23 protein-coding genes are annotated in these 26,916 nt (G+C 73.8%); 17 read left to right on the top strand and 6 right to left on the bottom strand.

The features are described from left to right. Nucleotides 1-64 precede the first annotated feature (64 nt). The 8 genes from OMK64_RS09830 to OMK64_RS09795 all read left to right on the top strand — a co-directional run bounded on the left by OMK64_RS09830 (nucleotide 65) and on the right by OMK64_RS09795 (nucleotide 7,732). Entirely contained in the window at nucleotides 65-1,726 is a 1,662-nt protein-coding gene (locus OMK64_RS09830) for a nitrite/sulfite reductase (RefSeq protein ID WP_272727901.1), read from the top strand. Next, nucleotides 1,723-1,914, top strand: coding sequence for a hypothetical protein (locus OMK64_RS09825; protein ID WP_272727900.1), 192 nt, complete (start codon nucleotides 1,723-1,725; stop codon nucleotides 1,912-1,914). Before OMK64_RS09830 ends, OMK64_RS09825 begins: the two co-directional genes overlap by 4 nt. Continuing rightward, on the top strand, nucleotides 1,911-2,630 hold the full coding sequence (locus OMK64_RS09820) for a phosphoadenylyl-sulfate reductase (protein ID WP_272727899.1): 720 nt from the start codon (nucleotides 1,911-1,913) through the stop codon (nucleotides 2,628-2,630). The genes OMK64_RS09825 and OMK64_RS09820 overlap by 4 nt, the downstream gene beginning before the upstream one ends. Further along, entirely contained in the window at nucleotides 2,627-3,589 is a 963-nt protein-coding gene (cysD, locus tag OMK64_RS09815) for a sulfate adenylyltransferase subunit CysD (RefSeq protein ID WP_272727898.1), read from the top strand. Before OMK64_RS09820 ends, cysD begins: the two co-directional genes overlap by 4 nt. Next, entirely contained in the window at nucleotides 3,589-5,025 is a 1,437-nt protein-coding gene (cysN, locus tag OMK64_RS09810) for a sulfate adenylyltransferase subunit CysN (protein WP_272727897.1), read from the top strand. The genes cysD and cysN overlap by 1 nt, the downstream gene beginning before the upstream one ends. Next, nucleotides 5,022-6,287, top strand: a complete 1,266-nt coding sequence (cobA, locus tag OMK64_RS09805; RefSeq protein ID WP_276595830.1) for a uroporphyrinogen-III C-methyltransferase — start codon at nucleotides 5,022-5,024, stop codon at nucleotides 6,285-6,287. Before cysN ends, cobA begins: the two co-directional genes overlap by 4 nt. 150 nt (nucleotides 6,288-6,437) lie before the next feature. After that, a complete protein-coding gene (locus tag OMK64_RS09800) occupies nucleotides 6,438-7,250 on the top strand; it encodes a dihydrofolate reductase family protein (RefSeq protein WP_272727895.1) in 813 nt (270 codons plus the stop codon). Further along, on the top strand, nucleotides 7,247-7,732 hold the full coding sequence (locus tag OMK64_RS09795) for a hypothetical protein (protein WP_272727894.1): 486 nt from the start codon (nucleotides 7,247-7,249) through the stop codon (nucleotides 7,730-7,732). Before OMK64_RS09800 ends, OMK64_RS09795 begins: the two co-directional genes overlap by 4 nt. A 141-nt stretch (nucleotides 7,733-7,873) precedes the next feature. Here the strand turns inward: OMK64_RS09795 and OMK64_RS09790 are convergent, their stop codons facing one another. Together OMK64_RS09790 and gnd are read right to left on the bottom strand one after the other, a co-directional pair. Next, nucleotides 7,874-9,160 carry a carboxylate--amine ligase gene (locus OMK64_RS09790; protein ID WP_272727893.1) on the bottom strand — a complete coding sequence of 429 codons (1,287 nt, stop codon included), beginning with the start codon at nucleotides 9,158-9,160 and terminating at the stop codon, nucleotides 7,874-7,876. Then, complete coding sequence (gene gnd, locus OMK64_RS09785; RefSeq protein WP_272727892.1) at nucleotides 9,157-10,611, bottom strand: NADP-dependent phosphogluconate dehydrogenase; 1,455 nt, start codon at nucleotides 10,609-10,611, stop codon at nucleotides 9,157-9,159. The genes OMK64_RS09790 and gnd overlap by 4 nt, the downstream gene beginning before the upstream one ends. 178 nt (nucleotides 10,612-10,789) lie before the next feature. Here gnd and OMK64_RS09780 point away from each other — a divergent pair, with 178 nt between their 5' ends. The 6 genes from OMK64_RS09780 to OMK64_RS09755 all read left to right on the top strand — a co-directional run bounded on the left by OMK64_RS09780 (nucleotide 10,790) and on the right by OMK64_RS09755 (nucleotide 17,757). After that, nucleotides 10,790-11,374 carry a DUF3000 domain-containing protein gene (locus tag OMK64_RS09780; RefSeq protein ID WP_272727891.1) on the top strand — a complete coding sequence of 195 codons (585 nt, stop codon included), beginning with the start codon at nucleotides 10,790-10,792 and terminating at the stop codon, nucleotides 11,372-11,374. Nucleotides 11,375-11,496: 122 nt separating this feature from the next. Then, the gene (locus tag OMK64_RS09775) at nucleotides 11,497-12,012 is read left to right on the top strand and encodes a LuxR C-terminal-related transcriptional regulator (protein ID WP_272727890.1); all 516 of its coding nucleotides are present in this window, start codon (nucleotides 11,497-11,499) and stop codon (nucleotides 12,010-12,012) included. Between the two features lie 124 nt (nucleotides 12,013-12,136). Continuing rightward, complete coding sequence (locus OMK64_RS09770) at nucleotides 12,137-13,456, top strand: HRDC domain-containing protein (protein ID WP_272727888.1); 1,320 nt, start codon at nucleotides 12,137-12,139, stop codon at nucleotides 13,454-13,456. 142 nt (nucleotides 13,457-13,598) lie between these two features. Next, nucleotides 13,599-14,840: a thiolase family protein gene (locus OMK64_RS09765; RefSeq protein WP_272727887.1), complete on the top strand. Its 1,242-nt coding sequence runs from the start codon at nucleotides 13,599-13,601 to the stop codon at nucleotides 14,838-14,840. Further along, complete coding sequence (locus OMK64_RS09760; RefSeq protein ID WP_272727886.1) at nucleotides 14,837-16,969, top strand: 3-hydroxyacyl-CoA dehydrogenase NAD-binding domain-containing protein; 2,133 nt, start codon at nucleotides 14,837-14,839, stop codon at nucleotides 16,967-16,969. The genes OMK64_RS09765 and OMK64_RS09760 overlap by 4 nt, the downstream gene beginning before the upstream one ends. 116 nt (nucleotides 16,970-17,085) lie before the next feature. Further along, entirely contained in the window at nucleotides 17,086-17,757 is a 672-nt protein-coding gene (locus tag OMK64_RS09755) for a maleylpyruvate isomerase N-terminal domain-containing protein (protein ID WP_272727885.1), read from the top strand. 52 nt (nucleotides 17,758-17,809) lie between these two features. Here OMK64_RS09755 and OMK64_RS09750 read toward each other — a convergent pair whose 3' ends face one another. The 4 genes from OMK64_RS09750 to dxs all read right to left on the bottom strand — a co-directional run bounded on the left by OMK64_RS09750 (nucleotide 17,810) and on the right by dxs (nucleotide 23,758). Next, the gene (locus OMK64_RS09750) at nucleotides 17,810-18,475 is read right to left on the bottom strand and encodes an AIM24 family protein (RefSeq protein WP_272727884.1); all 666 of its coding nucleotides are present in this window, start codon (nucleotides 18,473-18,475) and stop codon (nucleotides 17,810-17,812) included. A gap of 66 nt (nucleotides 18,476-18,541) precedes the next feature. Then, on the bottom strand, nucleotides 18,542-19,432 hold the full coding sequence (pflA, locus tag OMK64_RS09745) for a pyruvate formate-lyase-activating protein (protein WP_272727883.1): 891 nt from the start codon (nucleotides 19,430-19,432) through the stop codon (nucleotides 18,542-18,544). 50 nt (nucleotides 19,433-19,482) lie between these two features. Beyond that, entirely contained in the window at nucleotides 19,483-21,756 is a 2,274-nt protein-coding gene (pflB, locus tag OMK64_RS09740; protein ID WP_272727882.1) for a formate C-acetyltransferase, read from the bottom strand. 103 nt (nucleotides 21,757-21,859) lie between these two features. Further along, complete coding sequence (gene dxs, locus OMK64_RS09735; protein ID WP_272727881.1) at nucleotides 21,860-23,758, bottom strand: 1-deoxy-D-xylulose-5-phosphate synthase; 1,899 nt, start codon at nucleotides 23,756-23,758, stop codon at nucleotides 21,860-21,862. Between the two features lie 242 nt (nucleotides 23,759-24,000). On the opposite strand from dxs, the gene OMK64_RS09730 reads away from it, so the two are divergent. The 3 genes from OMK64_RS09730 to OMK64_RS09720 are packed head-to-tail and all read left to right on the top strand — an operon-like array spanning nucleotide 24,001 to nucleotide 26,836. Beyond that, nucleotides 24,001-25,455, top strand: a complete 1,455-nt coding sequence (locus tag OMK64_RS09730; RefSeq protein ID WP_272727880.1) for a GuaB1 family IMP dehydrogenase-related protein — start codon at nucleotides 24,001-24,003, stop codon at nucleotides 25,453-25,455. 5 nt (nucleotides 25,456-25,460) lie between these two features. Next, a complete protein-coding gene (locus OMK64_RS09725) occupies nucleotides 25,461-26,150 on the top strand; it encodes a type 1 glutamine amidotransferase (RefSeq protein ID WP_272727879.1) in 690 nt (229 codons plus the stop codon). After that, a complete protein-coding gene (locus OMK64_RS09720; RefSeq protein ID WP_272727878.1) occupies nucleotides 26,147-26,836 on the top strand; it encodes an NUDIX hydrolase in 690 nt (229 codons plus the stop codon). The genes OMK64_RS09725 and OMK64_RS09720 overlap by 4 nt, the downstream gene beginning before the upstream one ends. Nucleotides 26,837-26,916: the final 80 nt, after the last annotated feature.

Here is a 26,916-nt window from a genome sequence, read left to right as displayed (position 1 = left end):
GAGCCCCGTCCCCCCGGCGGTGGGTGCAGCACGCACGTCCACGATCCCCCGGAGGTAGCGCCCGATGGCGCAGACCAGGATCGCCCCGCCCGCCGCTCGCCATGAGGGCCAGTGGGCGTTCGACGAGCAGCGCGAGCCGCTCAACGGCAACGAGAAGCTCAAGCAGGAGGACGACGGCCTCAACGTCCGCCACCGCATCGAGACGATCTACGCCCAGCAGGGCTTCGACTCCATCCCCGGCGACGACCTGCGCGGACGCATGCGCTGGTGGGGCCTCTACACCCAGCGCAAGCCCGGGATCGACGGCGGCAAGACCGCGACGCTCGAGCCGCACGAGCTCGAGGACTCCTACTTCATGCTCCGCGTCCGCTGCGACGGCGGGACGTTGTCCCTCCGGCAGCTGCGCACCGTGGCGGGCATCTCGCGCGAGTTCGGCCGCGACACGGCCGACATCACGGACCGGCAGAACATCCAGCTGCACTGGGTGCGCATCGAGGACGTGCCGGAGATCTGGCGCCGCCTGGAGTCGGTCGGGCTCACCACGCAGGAGGCGTGCGGCGACGTCCCGCGCGTCATCCTCGGCTCGCCGGTCGCGGGTGTCGCGGCCGACGAGATCATCGACGGCACCCCCGCGATCCGCGAGATCCACCGCCGCTACATCGGCGACCCGGCGTTCTCGAACCTGCCGCGCAAGTTCAAGACCGCGGTCAGCGGCTCGCCGCACCAGGACGTCGCGCACGAGATCAACGACGTCGCGTTCGTCGGCGTCGTGCACCCCGAGCTCGGTCCGGGCTTCGACGTGTGGGTCGGCGGTGCGCTGTCGACCAACCCGATGCTCGGCAAGCGCCTCGGCGCCTTCGTCACGCTCGAGCAGATCCCCGACGTGTGGGTCGGCGTCGTCGGCATCTTCCGCGACTACGGGTACCGCCGGCTGCGCACGCGCGCGCGCCTGAAGTTCCTGCTCGCCGACTGGGGCCCCGAGCTGTTCCGGCAGGTGCTGGAGCAGGAGTACCTCGGCTGGACGATGGCCGACGGCCCCGCGCCTCCCCCGCCGCCGACCGGCCGCCGCGACCACGTCGGCGTGCACCCGCAGAAGGACGGCCGCTTCTACGTGGGCGCCGCGCCGACGGTGGGCCGGGTTTCCGGCCCGCTGCTGGACGGCGTCGCGGACCTCGTCGAGGCCGCCGGGTCGGACCGCGTGCAGCTCACGACCGAGCAGAAGCTCGTCGTGCTCGACGTCGCCGCGGACCGCGTGGACGCGCTCGTCGAGGGCCTGGAGGCGCTCGGGCTGCAGGTCCGCAACGCGTCGACGTTCCGCCGCGGCACGATCGCGTGCACGGGCATCGAGTTCTGCAAGCTCGCGATCGTCGAGACCAAGGCGCGCGCCGCCCACATCGTCGACGAGCTCGAGCAGCGCCTGCCGACGTTCGACCAGCCGATCACGATCAACGTCAACGGCTGCCCCAACTCGTGCGCGCGCATCCAGACCGCCGACATCGGCCTCAAGGGCGCGCTCGCCGGCGGCGAGGAGGGCTACCAGGTCCACCTCGGCGGCGGGCTCGGGCTCACGAGCGGCCTCGGCAAGACGCTGCGCGGCCTGCGCGTGCCGTCGTCCGAGCTGCCCGACTACCTGGAGCGCGTCACCCGGAAGTTCGACGAGCAGCGCCTCGAGGGCGAGCTGTTCGCCGAGTGGGTGCAGCGCGCGGCGGAGGAGGACCTGCGATGAGCGACTCCGGACAGCGGGCCGTCCCCTACTACTGCCCGTTCTGCGCGAGCGAGGACCTGTGGCCCGCGGGCGACACGCACGGGCAGTGGGAGTGCCGGTCGTGCGCCCGCGCGTTCGCGCTGCGGTTCGTCGGCCTGGCGCCCGCCGGCACCACGACCCCCACGGCACCGACGGGAGGCGACCGATGAGCACCGCGAGCCCGGCGATCACCGACCTCACGCCCGACGAGCTGCGCGCGTTCGCCGAGCAGGCGGGCCGCGAGCTCGAGGGCGCCCACCCGAGCGAGATCCTCGCGTGGGCGGGCCGCACGTTCGGCGACGACCTCGTCGTCGCGTCGTCGATGGGCGACGAGGTGCTCGTCGACCTCGTCGCGAAGGCGATCCCCGGCGCGAACGTCATCTTCTTGGACACCGGCTACCACTTCGCCGAGACCATCGGCACGCGCGACTACTACGCCGAGTTCACGGACATCAAGCTCCGCACCGTCCTGCCGCTGCGCACCGTCGCGGAGCAGGACGCCGAGCACGGCCCGCGCCTGCACGACCGCGACCCGAACCTGTGCTGCGCGCTGCGCAAGGTCGAGCCGCTCGAGCGCGGCCTCGCGCCGTACACCGCGTGGGTCACCGGCATGCGCCGCGAGGACGCCCCGACGCGCACCGACATCACGGTCGTCGGCTGGGACGCCAAGCGGTCGAAGGTGAAGCTCAACCCGATCGCGGCCTGGACGCAGGCCGACGTGGACGCGTACGTCGCCGAGCACCACGTCGTGCTCAACCCGCTGCGGCAGGCCGGGTACACGTCGATCGGCTGCGCCCCCTGCACGCGTGCGACGGCCCCGGGCGAGGACCCGCGGGCCGGACGCTGGTCCGGTACCTCCAAGACGGAATGCGGTCTGCACACATGACGACTGAGGCCACGGCTCCCCCCACCGCGGCAGCGACTGCCGAGCAGTCCCCCCAGCGCCCCGCCCAGCGGCTCACGCAGCTCGACGCTCTCGAGTCCGAGGCGATCCACGTGATGCGCGAGGTCGCCGGCGAGTTCGAGCGTCCCGTGCTGCTCTTCTCGGGCGGCAAGGACTCGATCGTCATGCTGCACCTCGCGCGCAAGGCGTTCTGGCCTGCGCCCGTGCCGTTCGCGGTCATGCACGTCGACACCGGGCACAACTTCCCCGAGGTCATCGAGTACCGCGACGCGACCGTCGAGCGGTTCGGCCTGCGCCTCGTCGTCGCGAGCGTGCAGGACGCGATCGACGACGGCCGGGTGGTCGAGCGGCCCGACGGCTCGCGGAACCCGCTGCAGACGGTCCCGCTGCTCGACGGCATCACCGCGCACCGGTTCGACGCGGTGTTCGGCGGCGGCCGCCGCGACGAGGAGAAGGCGCGCGCCAAGGAGCGGATGTTCTCGCTGCGGGACGAGTTCGGGCAGTGGGACCCCCGCCGGCAGCGGCCCGAGCTGTGGGACCTGTACAACGGCCGGCACAAGCCCGGCGAGCACGTGCGCGTCTTCCCGCTGTCGAACTGGACCGAGCTCGACGTGTGGCGGTACATCGAGCGCGAGCACATCGAGCTGCCGTCGATCTACTACGCGCACGACCGCGAGGTGTTCCTCCGCGACGGCATGTGGCTCGCCCCCGGCGAGTGGGGCGGCCCGCGCGCGGGCGAGACGCTCGAGACCCGCACGGTCCGCTACCGGACGGTCGGCGACATGAGCTGCACCGGTGCCGTCGAGTCGACGGCCTCGACCGTCGCCGACGTCATCGAGGAGGTGGCGGTGAGCCGCCTCACCGAGCGCGGGGCGACCCGCGCCGACGACCGGGCCTCGGAGGCCGCCATGGAGGACCGCAAGCGCGAGGGCTACTTCTGATGACGACGACCACCGACCTCGCCACCGCGGACCCGACCGTCCACGCGCAGCGCGACCTGCTGCGCCTCGCCACCGCGGGCTCCGTCGACGACGGGAAGAGCACGCTCATCGGCCGTCTGCTCTACGACACGAAGTCCGTCCTCGCCGACCAGCTCAGCGCGGTCGAGCGCGCGACCGCCGCGCGCGGCGGCTCGGAGGCCGGTGCCGTGGACCTCGCGCTGCTGACGGACGGCCTGCGTGCCGAGCGCGAGCAGGGCATCACGATCGACGTCGCCTACCGGTACTTCTCGACGGCCCGTCGCGCGTTCGTGCTCGCCGACACGCCCGGCCACGTGCAGTACACACGCAACATGGTCACGGGCGCGTCGACCGCGGAGCTCGCGATCGTGCTCGTCGACGCCCGCAAGGGGGTCCTCGAGCAGACCCGCCGGCACGCGACCATCACCGCGCTGCTCGGCGTGCCGCACGTCGTGCTCGCCGTGAACAAGATGGACCTCGTCGACTTCGACGAGGCGACGTTCCGCGCGATCGCCGACGAGTTCGCCCGCTACGCCGGCGCGATCGGCCTGACCGACGTGCGCGCGGTCCCGCTGTCGGCGCTCGCGGGTGACAACGTCGTCGACCGCTCGGACCGCACGCCCTGGTACGACGGGCCGACGCTGCTCGAGCACCTCGAGTCGGTCCCGGTCGGGCGCGACGCGCACGCCGAGGCCTTCCGGTTCCCCGTGCAGGTCGTCATCCGGCCGCGCACGGCGGACCACCCGGACTACCGCGGGTACGCGGGCCGGATCGCGTCGGGCGCGGTCCGCGTCGGCGACGACGTCACCGTGCTGCCGTCCGGCAAGACGAGCACCGTCGTCGGGATCGACACGTTCGACGGACCGCTCGACGAGGCGCACGCACCGCAGTCCGTCACGGTGCGCCTGGCCGACGACGTCGACGTGGCGCGCGGCGACGTCCTCGTCCCCACGGGCGAGACCGTCACCGACGGTGCCGACCTCGAGGGCACCGTCTGCTGGCTCGCCGAGCGCCGCAGCGTGCTCGGCGCGCGCGTGCTCGTGCGCGTCGGCACGCGCACCGTCCGGGCGTTGCTGCGCGAGGTCAATGCGCGGCTCGACATCGACACGCAGACCGTCGAGGTCTGGGACGGCATCGACACCCAGTACACGGTCGACGCGACCGACACGTCGTCGGACACCGCACCGCGCGCGCTCACGCTCAACGCGATCGGCCGCGTCCGGCTGCGGCTCGCCGAGCCCGTCGTCCTCGACGACTACGCGACGCACCGCAGCACGGGCGGTTTCCTGGTCGTGGACCCCGCCGACGGCACGACGCTCGCCGCCGGGATGATCGGCCCGACGCTGCTCGACCGCCTCACGCCCACACCTCCGCCGAGCGCGGCCGACGACGACTGGCTCGCCGGGGCCGGCATATGACGGACGCGCCGCCCGCGACCGGCAGACTGGACGACGTGCCTCGTCATCCCCTGCTGCTGGACGTCGCCGGGCGGCGCGTGGTCGTGGTCGGCGGTGGTCCCGTGGCCGCGCGCCGCGTGGCACGGCTCGTCGACGACGGCGCGGACGTCCTGGTCGTCGCGCCGCGGTTGTGCGAGGACCTGACGGAGCTCGTCACGCGCGGGCTCGTGCGGTGGACGGAGCGCGAGTACGCGGCCGGCGACCTCGAGGGCGCGTGGCTCGTGCACACCGCGACCGGCGACCCGGCCGTCGACGACGCCGTCGCCGCGGATGCCGAGGCGGCGCGCACCTGGTGCGTGCGCGCCGACGACGCCGCCCGCTCCTCGGCCTGGACGCCCGCGGTCGCGCGCGTCGACGACGTGACGGTCGCCGTCTCCGCGGGCCGCGACCCGCGCCGCGCCGCGGCCCTCCGCGGAGCGCTCCAGCTCCTCCTCGAGACCGGCGAGCTGCCGCTGCGCCGGCACCGTCGCGGTCCGGTCGGCACGGTGACCCTCGTCGGTGGCGGTCCAGGCGACCCGGGCCTGGTGACGACGCGCGGCCGCCGCGCCGTCGCCGAGGCCGACGTGGTCGTCGTGGACCGGCTCGCGCCGCGCGCGCTGCTCGACACGCTCGACCCCGACGTCGAGGTCGTCGAGGCCGGCAAGTCCCCGCACGCCCACACGCTCACGCAGGAGCAGATCAACGAGGTGCTCGTCGAGCGCGCGCTGCGCGGCCTGCGCGTCGTGCGGCTCAAGGGCGGTGACCCGTTCGTGCTCGGCCGCGGCGGCGAGGAGGTCCAGGCATGCCTCGCGGCGGGCGTGCCCGTCGAGGTCGTCCCGGGGGTGACGAGCGCGATCGCCGTCCCCGGCGTCGCGGGCGTCCCGGTCACGCACCGCGGTGTCTCCCGCCAGGTGACGATCCTGTCGGCGCACGACAGCGCGCCCGACTGGCCGTCGATCGCGGCGCTCGACGGCACGCTGGTGCTGCTCATGGGCGTCGGCCGCCTCGCCGAGCACGCCGCGACCCTCGTCGCGCACGGCAAGGACCCCGCGACGCCCGTCGCGGTCGTCGAGAACGGGACGCTGCCCGGCCAGCGCACGACCGTCGGCACGCTCGCCGACATCGCGGACCGCGCCGACGAGCGGGGCGTCGGCAACCCCGCCGTGGTCGTCGTCGGCGAGGTCGCGGCGCTCGCCGACGTCCTCGGCCCGCACGACCGCGCGACCGGCCGCCTGCCTGCCTGACGCACGCCCCGCGACCGGCACCCCGGACGACGCCGAGCATCCGGTCGACGCCCGCGGCACCGTCGCGACCTGCGCCGACGTTCCTGGACGTGCGGTTTCCCACACCGCCCCGACTGTCCGGCCCCGCCGACCTGGCCTAGCGTGAACGGCGTGCCGGAGACCGACGACCTGCCCCCGCTCGACGTCCTGCTGCCCCTGGAACGCGCCGGTGAACGCCTCGAGCCCCGACCCGACGAGGGCGAGCTGCTCGCCCTCTTCACCGACCGCCTGCCGGTCGACCCACCCCGCGGCGTGCACGTGCGCGTCAACATGGTGAGCACCGTCGACGGCGCCGCGACGGGGTTCGACCAGCGCAGCGGCACCATCAACGACCCCGCGGACCTCCGGGTGTTCCGCACCCTGCGGGCGCTCGCCGACGTCGTCCTCGTCGGGGCTCAGACGGCGCGCGCCGAGCGGTACACCGCGCTCGACGTGCCCGAGGGCCTGGCCGAGGCCCGCCGCGCGTTCGGCCGCTCCCCCGAGGTCGAGCTCGCGATCGTGAGCGCGAGCGGCGACCTGCCCCCCGGGCTGCTCGACGAGGACCAGCCGCCGATCGTCATCACGACGAGCGCGAGCCCGCGGCTCGACGCCCTGCGCGACCAGATCGGCCCCGAGCGCGTGATCGTCACCGAGTCGGACACGGGGGTCGTGGACCTGCGCGTCGCGCTCGCCGCGCTCGGCGCCCGGGGTCTCTCGCACGTGCTGGCCGAGGGCGGACCGACGCTGCTGGGGCAGCTGCTCGACGCCGACCTCGTGGACGAGCTGTGCGTGACGACCAGCCCGCTGCTCGTCGGTGGTCCCGCGCCGCGGATCGTGCACCGCACCGAGTGGTTCGACCCCGCGCGCCACCTGCGACCGCTGCACCTGCTGCACGGCGACGGTGTGCTGCTCGGACGCTGGCAGGTCGTTAGGCTCGGCGCGTGACCGACACGATCCTGGTCCTGGTCGAGGACACCCTGACCGCGTCCGACGTCGAGCACCTGCTGTCGCTGCACGACGGCGAGGAGCTCGAGTACCGCGTGCTCGTCCCGGCCGACAGCGACCGCCCGCTGCTCTCGACGATCATCGACAACCTCAGCCTGGGCGAGCTGCGCGAGGCGTTCGACCGCGCGCGCGGCAAGGAGCCGAGCGTCCGCGAGGCACGCGCGACCGCCGCCGAGCAGCTCGCGGGAAGCGTGGCGGCGTTCACCGCCGCGGGGCGCACCGCGACCGGCGAGATCACCGAGGACGACCCGATCCCGGCCGTGCGCGCGGCGGTCGCCGCCGGTGGCGTCCGCGAGGTCGCCGTCGTCACCTACCCGCACGCGCTCGAGGACACCTTCCACCGCGACTGGGCGTCGCGCGCGCGTGAGGACCTGCAGGTCCCCGTGCTGCACCTGTACGCGGGCACGAGCGAGCTCGGCTGACCCCGTCGACCCGTCCGGCCCGCCGCGGTCCCGGCGACTGCCTGGCCCCACGCGACGACGGCCCGTCCGCGAGGTTCGCGGGCGGGCCGTCGTGGTCGCGTCGACACTCGCGGGGCTGCGGCGCCGTCCGGGCGGGGCTGGTCAGAAGCCGGTGTCCGTGACCTCCGGGTAGTACCGGCGGAACTTGCGCACCTGGTTGAGCTTGGCCGCCCAGACGTAGGCGCGTCGGCGCGGCGACAGGTCCTTGCGGTAGGCGAGCGGGTGCGCGGTGGCACGCGACCGCACGAGCCGTCGCACGCGCGCCGCGAGCCGCGGATCGCGGACGTACCGCAGCAGCAGGCGGTGCGGCACGATCGAGTAGAGGACCTCGCGCTCGACGACGACGGGCTCGACGGCCCGCCCCTCGACGTGGTCCTCGACGACGAACCGCATGGGGTTCGCCCCGGCGGCGGTGACGTAGTAGTTGTTCCGCCCGATCCGCGGGTTGACCTCGAAGAACCGGAACAGCCCGGTGCGCGGGTCGACCTTGACGTCGAAGTTGGCGAAGCCGCGGTAGCCGGTCGACGTGAGGAACCGTCGTGCCTGCTCGAGCATCGCGTCGTCGCGGTACGTGATCATCGCGGCCGGGTTGCCCAGGCCGGACGGCGTGTGCTCCTCGAGCAGCACGTGCGCGCAGCACAGCAGCGTGATCTCCCCGCGGCTGTCGACGTACGCCGTGATCGAGCGCATCTGGGTGTCGTCGCCGGGCACGAGCTCTTGCACGACGAACCGGCCGCGGAACCCCGCGGCGCGGAGCGCACCCCACAGCCAGACGAGCTCGTCGGGCGTCGCGATCTCGAAGACCTTCTTCTTGCCCTCGAACTCGACGTCCTGGTAGTCCGCGCTGCTCGCCGCCTTGGCGATGAGCGGGTAGTCGAGGTCGACCGGCGCGGGCGCCCAGCCAGCCTCGTCGGCGGACGTGAAGTCCTGGACGATCGTGCGCGGCACCGAGATGTCGAGCCGCTCGCAGATCTCCGCGAACGTCGCCTTGTCGGAGATCTGGTCGAGCAGCTCCTGCGAGAGGAACGGCACGACGTAGTACTGCTCGAGCTCCGTGCGGTGCTGCACCACGACCCGGACGAGCCAGTCGGAGTTCGCCATGAGCAGCAGGCGACGGTCGGGCATGCGGCGCGCGACCTCGAGCAGCCGGTCGACGAGCTGCCGCGGGTCGTGGCCGTCGGCGACGATCTCGTGGTCGACGATCCGGGAGTGCGCGACGGGACCGAGCGCGGCGCCCGCGACGACGACCGACCGGACGCCGTAGGCCTCGTGGAACGACCGGGCCATCGCGTAGACGCCGATGTCGGCGCCGAGGATCACGGGCTGGAGCGGACCACCGCCGCCCCGGGTCGTGCTCGGGGCGGCGGTGGCGGGGACGGGCTCGCTCACGCGTCCTGCTCGGTGCGGTCGAGGGACCACGCGGTGTGGAACGTGCCGTCCTTGTCGGTGCGGCGGTAGGTGTGGGCGCCGAAGAAGTCGCGCTGGGCCTGGATGAGCGCGGCGGGCAGCCGCTCGGCGCGGACCCCGTCGTAGTAGGCCAGCGACGACGAGAACGCGGGGGTCGGCACGCCGTGCAGCGCGGCACCGGACACCACGCGACGCCAAGCCTCGACACCGTTGGCGACCGCGCCGGTGAAGTACTCGTCGGCGAGCAGCAGCGGCAGGTTCACGTCACGCTCGTAGGCCTCGGTGATCCGGTTGAGGAACCGCGCCCGGATGATGCACCCACCGCGCCAGATCCGCGCCATCGCACCGCGGTCGATGTCCCACCCGAACTCCGCGGACGCCGCGGCGATCTGGTCGAACCCCTGCGAGTACGCGACCACCTTCGAGGCGTACAGGGCCAGGCGCACGTCCTCGATGAACGCCTCCCGGTCCTCGACCTGCCAGGGGGTGGTGTGCGCGGGCAGCGTGCCCCGCGCCGCCTGCCGCTGCGGCACCGACCCGGACAGGGCGCGGGCGAACGTGGCCTCCGCGATCCCGGTGATCGGGACACCGAGGTCCAGGGCGTTCTGCACCGTCCAAGGGCCGGTGCCCTTCTGCTCGGCCTGGTCCAGCACGACGTCCACGAACGCGCTACCCGTGGCGGCGTCGACGTGCTGCAGCACGTCGGCAGTGATCTCGATCAGGAACGACTCCAGGTCACCGGTGTTCCAGTCCGCGAAGATCTGCCCGATCTCCGCCGCCGACGCCCCCAGCCCCTGCTTGAGCAGGTCGTACGCCTCGGCGATCAGCTGCATGTCGGCGTACTCGATGCCGTTGTGCACCATCTTCACGAAGTGCCCCGCACCATCGGGACCCACGTACGTGCAGCACGGCACCCCGTCGACCTTCGCCGCGATCTTCTCCAGGATCGGACCCAGCCACTCGTACGACTCCCGCGTGCCACCGGGCATGATCGACGGGCCCAGCAGCGCGCCCTCCTCGCCACCGGAGACACCCGAGCCCACGAAGTGCAGACCCTTGGCGCGCAGCGCCTTCTCCCGGCGGATGGTGTCCGGGAAGTGCGCGTTGCCGGCGTCGACCACGATGTCGCCCTCGTCCAGCAGCGGCACCAGCTCGTCGATCACCGCATCGGTCGCTGCGCCGGCCTTGACCATCACCACGATCTTGCGCGGACGGGCGAGCGAGGCCACGAAGTCCGCCGTGCTCTCCGAGGCGATGAACGTGCCCTCGTCACCGTGGTCGGCCACCAGCGACTGCGTCTTCGCGTACGACCGGTTGTGGATCGCGACGGTGAACCCGTTCCGGGCGAAGTTGCGCGCCAGGTTGCGGCCCATGACCGCCAGACCGGTGACGCCGATCTCGGCCGTGCCGGATGCCGTGGTGTTCGCGGCCATGCGTGAGGTGCTCCTTGTCGTCGACGGCCCGGGGCGCGGGACGACCCGTGCGCAGAGGGGCGCTGGGCGGGTGCGCGACGTCCGGGTGGGAGTGCCTGGTCAGCCTAGCGGCGTCGCGATGACGTGGGAGCGGCGTGCCGGACGTCAAGACGGCGACCGCGCCCGTACGCTCCCCAGCGTGACTCCAGCAGGTCCCGAGGACGTCCCGGCCGAGTTCGTCCGTGCGCTGCGTTCGCTGCGCAACGTGACGGTCCGGTCCGAGGTCGTGCTCGACGAGGTCCCCGGCCCCGCCCGGATCGCCCCGTTCTCCGCCGCGCTCACGGCCGAGGTGCGCAGCGCGCGCCGGTCGGTCGCCGCCGCCGAGCTCGCGTCGGGCCGGTTCGTCGTGCTCTACGACCCCGAGGGCCAGGAGGCGTGGGAGGGGTCCTTCCGCCTCGTCACGCTGGTGCGCGCGACGCTCGAGTCCGAGGTCGGCACCGACCCGCTGCTCGCCGAGGTCGCGTGGACCTGGTTCACCGACGCGCTCGAGTCGGCCGGCCTCGAGCCGCACGCGGCGGGCGGCACCGTCACGCGCGTGCTGTCCCAGAGCTTCGGTGCGCTCGAGCGTCGCGCGGAGCAGACCGAGCTGGAGATCCGGGCGTCGTGGACGGCGGCGGGCGAGGACCTCGGCCCGCACCTGCGCGCGTGGGCGACGCTGCTGTGCACCGCGGCCGGCCTGCCCCCGCTGCCGGAGGGCGTCGTGCCCCTCGGCCCGCGTCGCTGACGCACGTCGCGCTCGTCACCGACCCACGTCGTCGCGCCCGCGGCCTGCACTACCACGTCTTCCCGTGGATCCGTGACGCCCTGTCCCTCAAGTGGCCCAGAGGTGCTGCCGATGAGAGGACCGTGAGCATCGAGCCCCTCCGCCGCGACGTCGCCCCGCTCCGCCGGGTCGCCGTGCGGACGACCGTGCCGACGACCCGACGCCCGGCAGTGCCGCCGCAGCAGATGTGCGTGGTCGTGTCGGAGATCGCCGACGGGGACGGTGTCGCGCTCGTCCAGAACCTGCGCCGCCGGGGCGCGCCGCGTGTCGTCGTCCTGACGCGCCGCGCGAGCCGCCCGGAGCTGTCGGTGCTGCTGCAGGGCGGCCTCCGCGGCGCGGTCGCGGGTCAGACCGCGTCGAGCGTCCCGCGCCAGCCCGCCCCGGCACCTGCGCCGCCGACGCTCCCCGAGCTCACCGCCCGCGAGATCAGCGTGCTGCGCCTCGTCGCGGACGGGCGTTCGAACCGCCTCATCGGCGAGGAGCTCGGCCTGTCCGCGCTCACTGTGAAGAGCCACCTCGCGCGCATCTCGCGCAAGCTCGGGACGGGCGACCGCGCCGAGCTCGTCGCGATCTCGATCCGGGGCGGCGTCCTCGACTGACCTGCGCCGGGCACGGCGGACTCCCCCGACCGCCGGCCCGGCGCCGGCGCCGCGCGAGTGACGTGCGGCGCACCACGGTCCCGCCTGCACGGACGCGCGTGTGCCGTCGCATACGGTGGACCTCATGCACTCCGAGGTGTCCGACGACCTCCCCACGGGGGGCGACGTCGCCCACCCGCACGTCGCCGCGACCGGCGACGCCGACTCCACGACCGACGCCCCCGTCGCCGCCGAGGCGACCGTCGTCCCGCTCACCGAGCCCGCCGACGGCGTCCCGCACGTGGTCGACACCCCCGAGGAGCTCGCGCGCGTCGTCGCGGCGTTCGGCGCCGGCACGGGTCCGGTCGCGGTCGACGCCGAGCGTGCGTCGGGCTACCGCTACGGCCAGCGCACCTACCTCGTCCAGCTGCGCCGCGAGGGTGCGGGCACCGCGCTGATCGACCCGATCGCGCTGCCCGACCTGTCGACGTTGTCCGACGCCCTGGTGGGCGTCGAGTGGGTGCTGCACGCCGCGTCGCAGGACCTGCCGGGACTCGTCGAGCAGGGGATGCGCCCGACGCGCATCTTCGACACCGAGCTCGGCGCGCGCCTGCTCGGCATGGAGCGCGTGGGTCTGGCCGCGGTCGTCGCCGACGCGCTCGGGCTGGGGCTCGCCAAGGAGCACTCGGCGGTCGACTGGTCGACGCGTCCGCTGCCCCCGGAGTGGCTCCGCTACGCGGCGCTCGACGTCGAGGTCCTCGTCGAGCTGCGCACCGTGCTGGCCGAGCGTCTCGCCGTCGCCGGCAAGGCCGAGTGGGCCGCCCAGGAGTTCGAGGCGGTCCGCACCGCTCCGCCGCCGCCCCCGCGCGTCGAGCCGTGGCGCCGCGTGTCGGGCCTGCACCAGATCCGCGACGCACGCCGCCTCGCCGTCGTGCGCGAGCTGTGGCAGACGCGCGACCAGAACGCGCGTCAGCGCGACATCTCGCCGGGCCGCGTGCTGCCGGACGCCGCGATCGTCGCCGCGGCGCAGGCGCTGCCGCGCTCGGTACCGCAGCTCACGGCTCTGCCCGCGTTCTCGGGCAAGGGCACCCGCCGCCGCGCGACGCTGTGGCAGCAGGCGATCGACCGCGGGCTCGCGCTCCCCGACTCCGAGCTGCCGTCGGTCCGGGGGCCGAAGAGCGACGCGCCCCCGCCGCCACGGGCGTGGGCCGACAAGGACCCCGCGGCCGCGGCTCGGCTCGCCGCGGCGCGCGACGTCGTGGCGGAGCTGTCCGCGACGCACTCCGTGCCGGCCGAGAACCTGCTGCAGCCCGACCTGCTGCGTCGCCTGTGCTGGTCGCCCCCGCGGTCGCTGGAGGCGTCGTCGATCGCAGACGCGCTCGCCGCCGGTGGCGCGCGCGCGTGGCAGGTGGACCTGCTGGCCGATCGGCTCGCGGCGTCGTTCGCAGCGCTGCCCACCGGCTGAGGACCGTCACCAGGCGCGGTGTTACTCTTCGGTAACTTCGGCTGACGTAGGACCTAGGTCCCGGTAGCGTCGGCCCCAGCGGTCCCGTCCCGGCGGGACTCGCACCCGTCACCGGACACCGTCGTCCACGCCTGGAGGCCCGATGCCGACCGCATCCGCCCGACCGCCCGTCGCCCGCCGCGTCGTCTTCGTCGACGGGGTCCGCACCCCGTTCGGCCGTGCGCGCAAGGACGGGCTGTACGCCCACACCCGCGCCGACGACCTCGTCGTCAAGACCGTGCGCGAGCTCCTGCGCCGCCACCCCGAGCTCGCGCCCGAGCGCGTCGACGAGGTCGCGATCGCCGCGACCACCCAGCAGGGAGACCAGGGCCTGACCCTGGGCCGCACGGTCGGCGTCCTCGCCGGCCTCCCCCGCACCGTGCCCGGCTACGCGGTCGACCGCATGTGCGCGGGCGCGATGACCGCGGTGACCAACGTCGCCGCGACCATCGGCATCGGCGCGCAGGACGTCGCGATCGCGGGCGGCGTCGAGCACATGGGCCACCACCCCATGGGCTTCGACGCCGACCCGAACCCGCGGTTCCTGTCCGAGAAGCTCGTCGCGCCCGACGCCCTCAACATGGGCGTGACCGCGGAGAACCTGCACGACCGCTTCCCCGCCCTCACGCGCGAACGCGCCGACGCGTACGGCGCCGCCAGCCAGGCGAAGTACGCCGCCGCGCTCGCCGCCGGGCAGATCGACCCCGACCTCGTGCCGGTCGCGCTGCGCGACCCCGAGCGTGGCTGGGGCCTGGCGACCGCCGACGAGCCGCCGCGACCCGGCACGACCGTCGCGGGGATCGCGGCCCTGCCGACGCCGTTCCGCCCGGGCGGCCGCGTCACCGCCGGGACGTCCGCGCCCCTCACGGACGGCGCCGCGTCGTGCCTGCTCGCCGCCGAGGACACCGCCGCCGAGCTGGGCCTGACCCCGCGCATGCGGCTCGTCGCGTTCGCGTACGCCGGCGTCGAGCCCGAGATCATGGGCGTCGGCCCGGTGCCGGCCACGCGCAAGGCGCTCGACCGCGCCGGGCTGACGATCGACGACATCGGCCTGTTCGAGATCAACGAGGCGTTCGCGGTGCAGGTCCTCGCGTTCCTCGACGCGTTCGGCATCGCCGACGACGACCCCCGCGTCAACCCGTACGGCGGTGCGATCGCCGTCGGCCACCCGCTCGCGTCGTCGGGCGTGCGCCTCATGACGCAGCTCGCGCGCCAGTTCGAGGAGCACCCCGAGGTCCGCTACGGCCTGACGACGATGTGCGTCGGCCTCGGCCAGGGCGGCACCGTGATCTGGGAGAACCCGCACCACCCCGAGTACGTCGCGACCGACGGAGGCCAGCAGTGAGCACGACGCCCGACGCCCCGCAGACCCGCGCCGAGCGCGTCTCGCACGCGCTCGTCCGTGACGTCGTGCTGCCCGGCGGTGCCGGGACGCTCGCGCTCGTCACGATCGACAACGGCCTCGACCACACCAAGCCGACGACGCTCGGCCCGCTCGGCATCGCCGAGCTGACCGCCGCGCTGACGACGGTCCGCGAGCGCGTCCGCGCCGGTGAGGTGCAGGCCGTCGCGGTGACCGGCAAGCCTTACTTCCTCGCAGCGGGCGCCGACCTCACGCAGGTCACCACGGTGACGGACCGCGACGCCGCGCTCGAGCTCGGCCGCGGCGGGCACGCCGCCTACGGGCTGCTGCACGACATGGGTGTCCCGACGTTCGCGTTCGTCAACGGGGTCGCGCTGGGCGGCGGCCTGGAGCTCGCGCTCAACTGCGACTACCGGACGGTCGCGTCCGACGTGCGCGCGCTCGCGCTGCCGGAGACGGGGCTCGGGCTCGTCCCGGGCTGGGGCGGCGCGTACCTCGTGCCCCGCCTGGTCGGCGTCGAGAAGGCGCTCGACGTCATCCTCACGCGGCCCGCGGCCAACAAGCCGTTCGCGGCGGCCGAGGCGGCGAAGATCGGGCTCGTCGACGTCGTGCTCGACCCCGCGGACTTCCTCGAGGAGTCCGTGCGGTGGGCGGCGCGCGTGCTGTCGGGCGAAGTCGTCGTCGAGCGTCGCCCGCTCGACCCCGAGCCGCTGTGGGACGGCGTCGTCGCCGCCGCGCGCCAGCGTCTCGACGCGGTCGTGCACGGCTCGCGTCCGGCGCCGTACCGGGCGCTCGACCTGGTCGCCGCCGCGCGCACGGCGACGCCGGAGGAGGCGTTCGCCGCCGAGGACGAGGCGCTCGCCGACCTCATCATGAGCGACGAGATGCGGGCGAGCGTGTACGCGTTCGGTCTCGTCTCGGGCGGCAAGAAGCCCGTCGGCGCGCCGGACGCGTCGCTGGCCCAGCCCGTGACGCGCGTCGGCATCGTCGGCGCCGGGCTCATGGCGGCGCAGATCGCGCTGCTGTTCTCGCAGCGGCTCGGCGTGCCGGTCGTCATGCGCGACCTCGACGACGAGCGCGTCGAGAAGGGCCTGGGCGCCGTCCGGAGCACGGTCGAGCGGCTCGTCTCGACCGGCCGGATGAGCGAGTCGGCCGGCGCGCGCGTCGTGGGCGCGATCACGGGCACGACCGACCTCCACGACCTCGCGTCGTGCGACCTGGTCATCGAGGCGGTCACCGAGATCCTCGACCTCAAGAAGCGCGTGTTCGCCGAGCTCGAGACCGTCGTGGCCCCCACGACGGTGCTCGCGACGAACACGTCCGCGCTGTCCGTCTCCGCGATGGCAGCCGACCTGCAGCACCCCGAGCGCGTCGTCGGGCTGCACTTCTTCAACCCCGTGGCCGCGATGCCGCTGGTCGAGGTCGTGCAGGCCGAGCACACGTCCGCCGAGGCGCTCGCGACCGGGTTCGCGGTGGTCGCGAAGCTCCGCAAGACCGCGGTGCTCGTCGCCGACCGTCCGGGGTTCGTCGTCAACCGGCTGCTCGTGCTGCTCCTCGGGGTGATCGTCGACGCGGTCGAGCACGGGACGCCCGTCGAGGTCGCCGACCGCGCGCTGCGGCCCCTCGGCCTGCCGATGCCCCCGTTCGAGCTGTTCGACCTCGTCGGGCCGGCGGTCGGGCTGCACGTCCTCACGTCGCTGCGCGAGGACCTCGGCGACCGGTTCCCGCGCTCGCCGGGCCTGGAGAAGCTCGTCGCCGACGGCACGCGCGTCGTGCTCGACGCGCCTGCCAAGGGACTGCCGAAGCCGGTCGACCCCGCGATCCAGGCGGTCTTCGACGCGGCCCGCGAAGTCGGGGTGTCCGCCACCCCGCTCGACGAGGCGGGCGTGCTCGACGCCGTCCTCACGGCGCTGACGGTCGAGATCGGGCACATGCTCGACGAGGGCGTCGTCGCGACGCCGCAGCAGATCGACCTGTGCATGATCCTGGGCGCCGGGTGGGGCTTCCACCTGGGCGGCATCACGCCGTACCTCGACCGCACGGGCTACAGCGAGAAGGTCCTCGGCCGCCGGCTCCTGCCCGACGGCGTCGCGAACGTGCCGACGCGCTGACGTCCCCCGAGGCCCGCGACCGGCTGCTCGTCCCCGACAGCCGGTCGCGGGCCTCTGCCGCCCCCACCGACCGACGCGCGTTGCGCCAGGTCACCGCGGTGCGCGAGGGTGGCCGGGTGCCGATCACGCTGCCGCCCCTGACGTTCGCCGGTGACCTCGACCGGACCGCCCTCATCCCCGCGACCCGTCTGCTCGTCGACCTCGTCGCGCGGCCCGAGGTCGCCGCCGCCTGGCACGACGAGTCGTCGTGCGAGGGCATGAGCGTCGGCGCCCTCGCGCGGCACCTCGTCGTCCAGCCGCTGCGCGTCGTCGAGGTGCTCACCAGTCCGGCACCCGCGGCAGACGCCGAGCCCCTCACGGTCGACCAGCACTACGCGCAGGCGGCGTGGATCCAGCAGGATCTCGACGGACCCGCGAACGTGGGCGTGCGCACCCGCTCCGAGGAGGAGGCGGAGGTCGGACCCGAGGCCGTGGCGGCGGAGGCCCGCGAGATCCTCGGGCGCCTCGACGAGGTGCTGGCCGCCGCGCCCGACACCGTCCTGCTGCCGTGGACGGGCGCCGTGCTCGCGACCGACGACTTCCTCGTCACGCGCCTCATGGAGATCGTCGTGCACAGCGACGACCTCGCGTCGAGCGTGGGCCTGCCGACGCCCCAGTTCGACGCCGCCACGGTCGGCCCGGTCGTGCGCCTGCTGTCCGACCTCGCGCTGCGCCGGCACGGCCAGGACGCCCTCGTCCGGACGTTGTCCCGCCCGCAGCGCGCACCGCGCACGGTCGCCGCGTTCTGACCCTGCCCCTGCCGCGCGCGGCACGTGGACGCCGCTCGAGCGGAGGCGGGCGTCAGCCGTTCTGCTGGACGATCCGCGGACCCTCGCTCGCCTGCACGATGACGAACCCCTGGCCCGAGAACGCGATCTGCAGCGCCTCGCCGGAGCCGCGGCCGACGAGCGCCCCGGCGCTCATCGACGACTTCGCGGCCGTCTGGAGCGTCGACGACCAGGCGATCGCGGACTGCGCGTCGGCGTAGGTGGGTTGGTCCACGTTCAGGATCACGGGCGGGCCGAACGACGTGATGGCGAGCTGGCCGATGCCCGTGAAGACGGTGTTGAACAGGCCGCCGGCCATCATGGACGCGCCCTCGACGCGGCGGATGTCCCACTGCAGCGACGTGTCGAACGCGAGCACGTTGCGCCCGCTCACGGTGATCGAGTCGCCCTCGAGCGTGACGACGTGCACCTCGGACGCGTCGTCGGCGAGGAAGACGTCCCCGCGGCCGGTGACCTTCATGAGCGGGACGCCCTCGCCCGTGAACGCCTTCTTCAGGAACTTCTGCACCCCGCCGGACCCCTGGTGGGCGAACGTCATCTCGCCCTGGTAGGCGACCATCGAGCCCTGCCGGGCGAACACCTCGCCGTCGAGGTGGACCCGCAGCATCTTGTCGTTCTGCAGGGCGAACCGGTCGGTGGTCGTGGCTTCGAGGCTGCTGCCGAACATCGCGCTGCGCACGGGGGTCTCCTCGCTGCTCGGGAGTGGTCCCGCCAGCCTGCCAGAGCCCCGTCCGGTGCGCCCGGGTCAGAAGGTCGTGAGGCCTCGGGCGCGGAACTGGCCGCGGACCCGCTCGACCAGCTCCGGCGACGGGGGCTCGGTGTCGCCGAGCTCGTAGCGCATGCCGAGCTCGTCCCACTTGTCGCGGCCCATCTGGTGGAACGGCAGCACCTCGACGCGCTCGACGCACTCCCCCAGCGACGCGACGTAGTCGGCGACGGCGTCGACGTTCTCGACCGCGTCGGTGAGGCCCGGGACGAGGACGAAGCGGATCCAGGTGCGCGTGCCGCGCGCGGCGAGACGGCGCCCGAACGCCAGGGTGGGTGCCAGGTCCTGGCCTGTCACGCGCTTGTAGGTCTCCGGGAGGCCCGACTTCACGTCGAGCAGGACGAGGTCGACCTCGTCGAGCATCGCGTCGGAGAGCTGAGCGCCGAGGAAGCCCGACGTGTCGACCGCGGTGTGCACGTCCATCGCCTTGGCGCCGCGCAGCAGCCGCCGCACGTACGCGGGCTGCATGAGCGGCTCGCCGCCGGAGATCGTCAGGCCGCCGCCGGTGGCCTTCATGACGCCGCGGTAGCGCGCGACGCGCGCGAGCAGGTCGTCCGCCGCGACGTCGGTGCCCCGCCGCATCTCCATCGTGTCGGGGTTGTGGCAGTACAGGCACCGCAGCGGGCACCCGGCCAGGAAGACGGTCAGTCGCGTCCCGGGGCCGTCGACCGCCGTGACGAGCTCCCACGAGTGCACGGACCCGAGGTCGCCGGCCCGCACCGCCGCGAGCCGGGCGGACCGCTCGGCCTCGACCTCGGTGAGACCCGCGGTCCCGGCACCGTGGGCCCGCTCGTGCGACCCGCCGACCAGCGGCGTCCCGAGCGCCACCACGGGGGCGCCGGTGCTCCGCTGCTCGGTCTGGGTCGTCATCGTCGTGCTCCTCGGTGCCGGGACTGCTGCGGGTACGTGCGGTGCGGCGGTCAGACCGCGCCGTGGAACGTCCGGGACAGGACGTCGAGCTGCTGCTCGCGGGTCAGCCGCACGAAGTTCACGGCGTAGCCCGAGACGCGGATGGTGAGCTGCGGGTAGTTCTCCGGGTGCTCCATCGCGTCGAGCAGGGTCTCGCGGTTCAGGACGTTGACGTTCATGTGGTAGCCGTTCGACAGCGTGTACGCGTCGAGCAGACCGACCAGGTTCGTCACCTGCTCCTCACGCGTGCGGCCGAGGCCCGAGGGCACGACCGACGACGTGAGCGAGATGCCGTCCTGCGACTGCGAGTAGGGCAGCTTCGCGACGGACAGCGCCGAGGCGAGCATGCCGTGCGAGTCGCGGCCGTTCATCGGGTTGGCACCCGGGGCGAACGGCTCGCCGGCGCGACGGCCGTCGGGGGTCGAGCCCGTGGCCTTGCCGTAGACGACGTTCGACGTGATCGTCAGGACCGACTGCGTGTGCAGCGCCTTCCGGTACGTCGGGTACTGCCGGATCTTCTCCATGAACGTGTTGACGATCCACACGGCGATGTCGTCGGCGCGGTCGTCGTCGTTGCCGTACGTCGGGAAGTCGCCCTCGATCGCGTACTCGGTGACCAGGCCGTCCGTCGTGCGCAGCGCGGTGACCTTGGCGTGCTTGATCGCCGAGAGCGAGTCCGCGACGACCGACAGGCCCGCGATGCCGCACGCGAGGGTCCGCAGGATCTCGCGGTCGTGCAGCGCCATCTCGATGCGCTCGTACGCGTACTTGTCGTGCATGTAGTGCACGCAGTTGAGCGCGTCGACGTAGGTCTGGGCCAGCCAGTCCATGGTCGTGTCGAACTTGGCCATGACGTCGTCGTAGTCGAGGACGTCCCCCTCGACGGGCGCGGTGACCGGCGCGACCTGCTTGCCCGTGACCTCGTCGCGGCCGCCGTTGATCGCGTACAGCAGGGCCTTGGCGAGGTTCACGCGCGCGCCGAAGAACTGCATCTGCTTGCCGACGCGCATCGGGGACACGCAGCACGCGATGGCCGCGTCGTCGCCCCAGTCGCTGCGGATGAGGTCGTCCGACTCGTACTGCACGGCGCTCGTGTCGATCGACACCTGCGCGCAGTACTCCTTGAACCCCGCGGGGAGCGCCTCGCTCCAGAACACGGTCATGTTCGGCTCGGGCGCCGGGCCCAGGTTGTAGAGCGTCTGCAGGTAGCGGAACGACGTCTTGGTGACGAGCGTCCGGCCGTCCTCGCCCATGCCGCCGATCGACTCGGTCACCCACGTCGGGTCGCCCGAGAACAGCGCGTCGTACTCCGGGGTGCGCAGGAAGCGCACGATCCGCAGCTTGATGACGAAGTCGTCGATGATCTCCTGCGCCTGCTCCTCGGTGATCGTCCCCGCGGCGAGGTCGCGCTCGAGGTAGATGTCGAGGAAGGTCGACGTCCGGCCGAGGGACATCGCCGCGCCGTTCTGCTCCTTCACCGCGGCCAGGTAGCCGAAGTACAGCCACTGCACGGCCTCGCGGCCCGACGTCGCAGGGCCGGAGATGTCGTAGCCGTAGGACGCGGCCATCTGCTTGAGCTCGCCGAGCGCGCGGATCTGCTCCGCGTTCTCCTCGCGGTCGCGGATGACGTCCTCGACCGAGCGCTCCATGTCGAGCTCGGCGCGCTCGAGCTTCTTCGCGGCGATCAGCGCGTCGACGCCGTACAGGGCGACGCGGCGGTAGTCGCCGATGATCCGGCCGCGGCCGTAGGCGTCGGGCAGCCCCGTGATGATGTGGGACGAGCGCGCGGCGCGCACGGCCGGCGGGTACACGTCGAAGACGCCGTCGTTGTGCGTCTTGCGGTACTTGCTGAAGATCTCGGAGACGACCGGGTCGGGCTCGTAGCCGTAGGTCTCGAGCGACTTCTCGACCATGCGGTAGCCACCGTTGGGCATGATCGCGCGCTTGAGCGGGGCGTCCGTCTGGAGGCCGACGATGATCTCGTCGTCCTGGGCGATGTAGCCGGGGGCGTGCGACGTGATCGTCGACGGGGTCTTCGGGTCGACGTCGTAGACGCCCTTCTCGCGCTCGGCCGGGAACATCGCGCTGAGGCGGTCCCAGATGCGCGTCGTGCGGGCGGTCGGCCCCGCGAGGAACGCGCTGTCACCCTCGTAGGGCGTGTAGTTGCGCTGGATGAAGTCCCGCACGTCGACGTGGTCGGCCCAGGGGCCGACGACGAAACCGGTCCACGCGGCCGGGATGGTGGCCTCGTCGTGGGCGGTGGCGGGGACTGCGGTGGTGGACATCTTCGCTCCTCCGTGCGGGTCGATACCTCGAACCTACGGAGCAAGTGATGGGATGTCTTGGGACCTTCGCCCCGACCGCCGTTCGGCCGGTCTGTGACCTGCGCTACGGCGTCGAACCCGGCACGCGGCCGAGCGCGGTGAGCACGTCCCGGGCGACGTCGTTCGGCCCGAGCCGGAGCTCGCCGACGAGCTGGTCGCGTGACGCGTGGTCGAGGAACCGGCGCGGGATCCCGACCGCCTGCACGGGCGTGTGCACGCCGACGTCCGTGCAGCGCTGCCCGAGCAGCGCGCCGATGCCGCCGTCCACGACCCCGTCCTCGATCGTCACGACGTGGTCGTGCGCGCCCGCGAGCTTGGTGAGCGCCGCCGGGACGGGGAGCACCCATCGCGGGTCGACGACCGTGACGCGCAGGCCGTGCGCGGCGAGCACCTCGCCGGTCGCGACCGCGGTCACCGCCATCGCGCCGACGCCCACGACGAGCACGGACGGCGCGTCGGCGTCGGCGCCGTCGTGGCGTGCCAGCACGTCGATGCCGTCGATCTCGTCGACCGCCGGGAGCGGGTCGCCCATCGCGCCCTTGGGGTAGCGCACGACCGTGGGCGCGTCGTCGACGTCGACAGCGGTGCGGAGCGCGTCGCGCAGCGTCGGCTCGTCGCGCGGTGCCGCGAGTCGCAGGCCGGGGACGATGCCGAGCATCGCCATGTCCCACATGCCGTTGTGGCTCGCGCCGTCGTCGCCCGTGAGCCCAGCGCGGTCGAGCACGAACGTCACGCCCGCCTTGTGCAGCGCGACGTCCATGAGGACCTGGTCGAACGCGCGGTTGAGGAAGGTCGCGTAGACCGCGACGACCGGGTGCAGGCCGCCGAAGGCCATGCCCGCGGCCGACGTGGCGGCGTGCTGCTCGGCGATGCCGACGTCGAACACGCGGTCCGGGAACTCGGCGGCGAACGGCGCGAGGCCCACCGGCTGGAGCATCGCGGCGGTGATGGCGACGACGTCCGTGCGGCGGCGGCCGATGCGCACGATCTCGTCGGCGAACACGCTGGTCCAGCCGAACCGCGACGGCGCGAGCGGCAGGCCCGTCTCGGGGTGGATCTGGCCGACCGCGTGGAAGCGGTCCGCGACGTCCTGCTCGGCCGGCGTGTACCCGCGGCCCTTCTCGGTGATGACGTGCACGATCACGGGCCCGCCGAACGCCTTCGCGCGGCGCAGCGCGTGCTCGACGGCCTGCTCGTCGTGCCCGTCGACCGGCCCGACGTACTTGAGGCCGAGGTCCTCGAACATGCCCTGCGGGGCGACGACGTCCTTGATGCCCTTCTTGAGGCCGTGCAGCGCGTCGTAGGCGAACCGCCCGGGCGGGCCCGAGCGCCGCAGCGTCTGCTTGCCCCACGAGAGGACGTTCTCGTAGCCCTGCGTCGTGCGCAGCGTGTCGAGGTGCCGCGCGAGGCCGCCGATGGTCGGGTCGTAGGACCGGCCGTTGTCGTTGACGACGACCACGAGGCGGCGGTCCTGCCCGGCCGCGATGTTGTTGAGCGCCTCCCAGGCCATCCCGCCGGTGAGCGCGCCGTCGCCGATGACCGCGACGACGTGCCGCTGCCCGCGACCCTGGAGCTGGTTGGCCTTCGCGATCCCGTCGGCCCACGACAGCGCGGTCGACGCGTGCGAGTTCTCGACGACGTCGTGCTCCGACTCGGTGCGGCTCGGGTAGCCCGACAGCCCGCCGCGGCGGCGCAGCTGGGAGAAGTCGGTGCGGCCCGTCAGCAGCTTGTGCACGTACGCCTGGTGGCCCGTGTCGAAGACCATCGTGTCGCGCGGCGAGTCGAAGACGCGGTGCAGCGCGATCGTGAGCTCGACGACCCCGAGGTTCGGGCCCAGGTGGCCGCCCGTGCGCGACACCGACTCGACGAGGAACGTGCGGATCTCGTCCGCGAGCCGCGCGACCTGCGTGCGGGTCAGGCGGCGCACGTCGGCGGGTGACGTGATCGACTCCAGCAGTGCCATGAGGCAGCCTCTCCTCCCGGTGCGGCGACGATGCCGCACGCTGCGGACGCCGAAGGCTTCGCCTGCACACTCTAGGACCCGCGGCCCCCTCCTCGCCGTCCCGGCAGGTCAGGGGGGTGGTCGGTACGGTGGAGGCGCGGTGAAGATCCCGCGCGGCGACGCCGGAGGTCCGGGTCCGGCCCGGCTCGACCCGGGGTCGCGCGCACCCCACCCGGTACCATCGATCGGAAAGGGGAACTCCCATGCGCTTCCTGCCCGGCCAGACTCCGGCCTCCGACCTCACCTACGGCGACGTCTTCCTCGTCCCGTCGCGTTCCGAGGTCACCTCCCGCTTCGACGTCGACCTCACGCCCGTCGACGGCACCGGCACCACCATCCCCGTCGTCGTCGCCAACATGACGGCCGTCGCCGGCCGCCGCATGGCCGAGACGGTCGCTCGTCGCGGCGGCATCGCGGTCATCCCGCAGGACATCCCGACCGACGTGGTCGCGGACGTCGTGTCGTCCGTCAAGGCGCGGCACACCGTCGTCGAGAGCGCGGTCGTCGTCTCGCCGCACGACACCGTGCACACCGCGCTCACGCTCATCGGCAAGCGGTCGCACGGCGCCGCGGTCGTGGTGCAGGACGGCCGCCCCGTCGGCGTCGTCACCGAGGCCGACTGCCAGGGCGTCGACCGGTTCACGCAGGTCGAGGACGTCATGTCGCCGCACCCGACGACCGTCGACCTGTCCGTGGTCGAGCAGGGCGGCACGCGTGGCCTCGAGGCCGCGTTCGAGCAGCTGCACGGCTCGCGCCGCCGCTTCTCCCCCGTCGTCCGCGACGGCGTCCTGGTCGGCGTGCTCACGCAGGTCGGCGCGCTGCGCTCGTCGATCTACGCCCCGGCCACCGACGCCGAGGGCCGCCTGCGCGTCGCCGCGGCGGTCGGCATCAACGGCGACGTCAAGGCGAAGACGGCCGAGCTGCTCGAGGCGGGAGTCGACGTGCTCGTCGTCGACACCGCCCACGGCCACCAGCGCAAGATGATCGAGGCGCTCGGCGCCGTCCGCTCGCTCGACCCCCAGGTCCCGGTCGTCGCGGGCAACGTCGTCACCGCGCAGGGCACGCGAGACCTGATCGAGGCCGGTGCGGACATCGTCAAGGTCGGCGTCGGCCCGGGCGCGATGTGCACGACGCGCATGATGACCGCGGTCGGCCGCCCGCAGTTCTCGGCGGTGCTGGAGTGCGCGGCGGAGGCCCGTCGCCTCGGCCGGCACGTGTGGGCGGACGGAGGCGTGCGGCACCCGCGCGACGTCGCGCTCGCGCTCGCCGCCGGCGCGTCGCAGGTGATGATCGGCTCGTGGTTCGCCGGGACGCACGAGTCGCCCGGCGACCTGCACGAGGACGGCGAGGGCCGCCTCTACAAGGAGAGCTTCGGCATGGCGTCGGCACGCGCCGTCGCGGCGCGCACGCGGGGCGGCTCGGCGTTCGAGCGAGCCCGCAAGGCGCTCTACGAGGAGGGCATCTCCTCCTCGCGCATGTACCTCGACCCGCGTCGTCCCGGCGTCGAGGACCTCCTCGACCACGTCACCGCGGGAGTCCGCTCCGCCGCGACCTACGTCGGGGCCACGAGCCTCGAGGAGCTGTTCGACCGCGCGACGGTCGGCATCCAGTCCGCGGCGGGCTACGAGGAGGGCCGCCCGCTGCCCGACGGCTGGTGACCGGCATGCGCCCCGTCCTGGTCCTCACGCACGTCCCGCACGAAGGCCCGGGTCTCATCGCGGCCGGCATCGACGGGCCGCTGCAGATCCGCACGGTCCTGCACGACGCCGAGCCGCGGCTGCCCGCGCTCGCCGAGGTCGGCGGCGTCGTGGTCATGGGCGGGCCGATGGACGCCGACGACGAGCGCTTCCCCGGCCTCGCGGCCGAGCGGCGCCTGCTCGCCGACGCGGTCGACGCGGACGTGCCCGTGCTCGGCGTGTGCCTGGGCATGCAGATCCTCGCGCTCGCACTCGGGTCGCGGCTGGACCTGCGGCACGGCACCGAGATCGGGTTCGCGCCCGTCGACGTCGTCGCCGAGGACCTCGTGCTGGGCGCGCTCGGCGACCGACCGACGGTGCTGCACTGGCACGCCGACGCCGTGGACCTGCCGGCGGGCGCGACGCTCCTCGCCTCGACGTCCGCGACGCCCGTGCAGGCGTTCCGCGCCGGCAGCGCGCTCGGGCTGCAGTTCCACCCCGAGGTCACGGCGTCGATGCTAGACCTGTGGCTGGAGACGCCCGACATGACGGCGGACCTCGAGCCCGAGGAGGTCGACGCGATCCGCGCGGGCGGGACCCGGCATTTGCCGACCCTCGTGCCCGCCGCCGAGAAGGCGTTCGCCGCGTTCGGGGAGCTCGTCCGGGCACGCGGATGACGTCGTCCCCCACGACGCCCGCCGGTGCCCGCACCGAGCTCGCCGAGCTGTGCGCGCGCGGGCTCGACTGGCGCGTCGACCCCACGCGTGTCCTGCCCGACGTGTCCGCGGCCCGACCCGCCGCGGTCCTCGTGCTGTTCGGCGTGCTCGACGCCGTGGACGCAGACGTGGACCGGCCCGCCGTCGCGGGCGACCTCGACGTGCTGCTCCAGCGGCGCGCCGCGACGCTCGGCCACCACGCCGGTCAGGTGTCCTTCCCCGGCGGGCGCACGGAGCCGACGGACCTCTCCCCCGCCGCGGCCGCGCTCCGGGAGGCCGTCGAGGAGACCGGGCTCGACCCGGCCGGTGTCGAGGTGCTCGGCGTGCTGCCGCCGCTCGCCGTCCCGGTCAGCAACCACCTCGTCACACCCGTGCCGGCGTGGTGGACGCGCCCGTCCCAGGTGGCCGCGGTCGACCACGGCGAGACGGTCGACGTGTTCCGCGTCCCGGTCGCGGACCTGCTCGCTCCCGCCAACCGCGCGAGCGTCGTGCACGAGCGGTTCGGCGCCCGCGTGCGCACGCCCGCGTTCGTCGTCGACGACCTCGTCGTGTGGGGCTTCACCGGCATCGTGCTCAGCCGGATGTTCGACGCGCTCGGCTGGGCAGTGCCGTGGGACGTGCGTCGCGAGGTCCGCCCGCCGCACTGAACCGCCACCGACCGGGACGGGGTCACGTCGACCCGGCCGCCCCGCACCGGCACCACAGCGCCACCCCGTCGCCACGCCCG

Origin of the sequence: Cellulomonas fimi, assembly GCF_028527925.1 — a bacterium.
GTDB classification, from domain to species: Bacteria; Actinomycetota; Actinomycetes; order Actinomycetales; family Cellulomonadaceae; genus Cellulomonas; species Cellulomonas fimi_C.
This window is presented reverse-complemented; position numbering and strand designations above follow the sequence as displayed.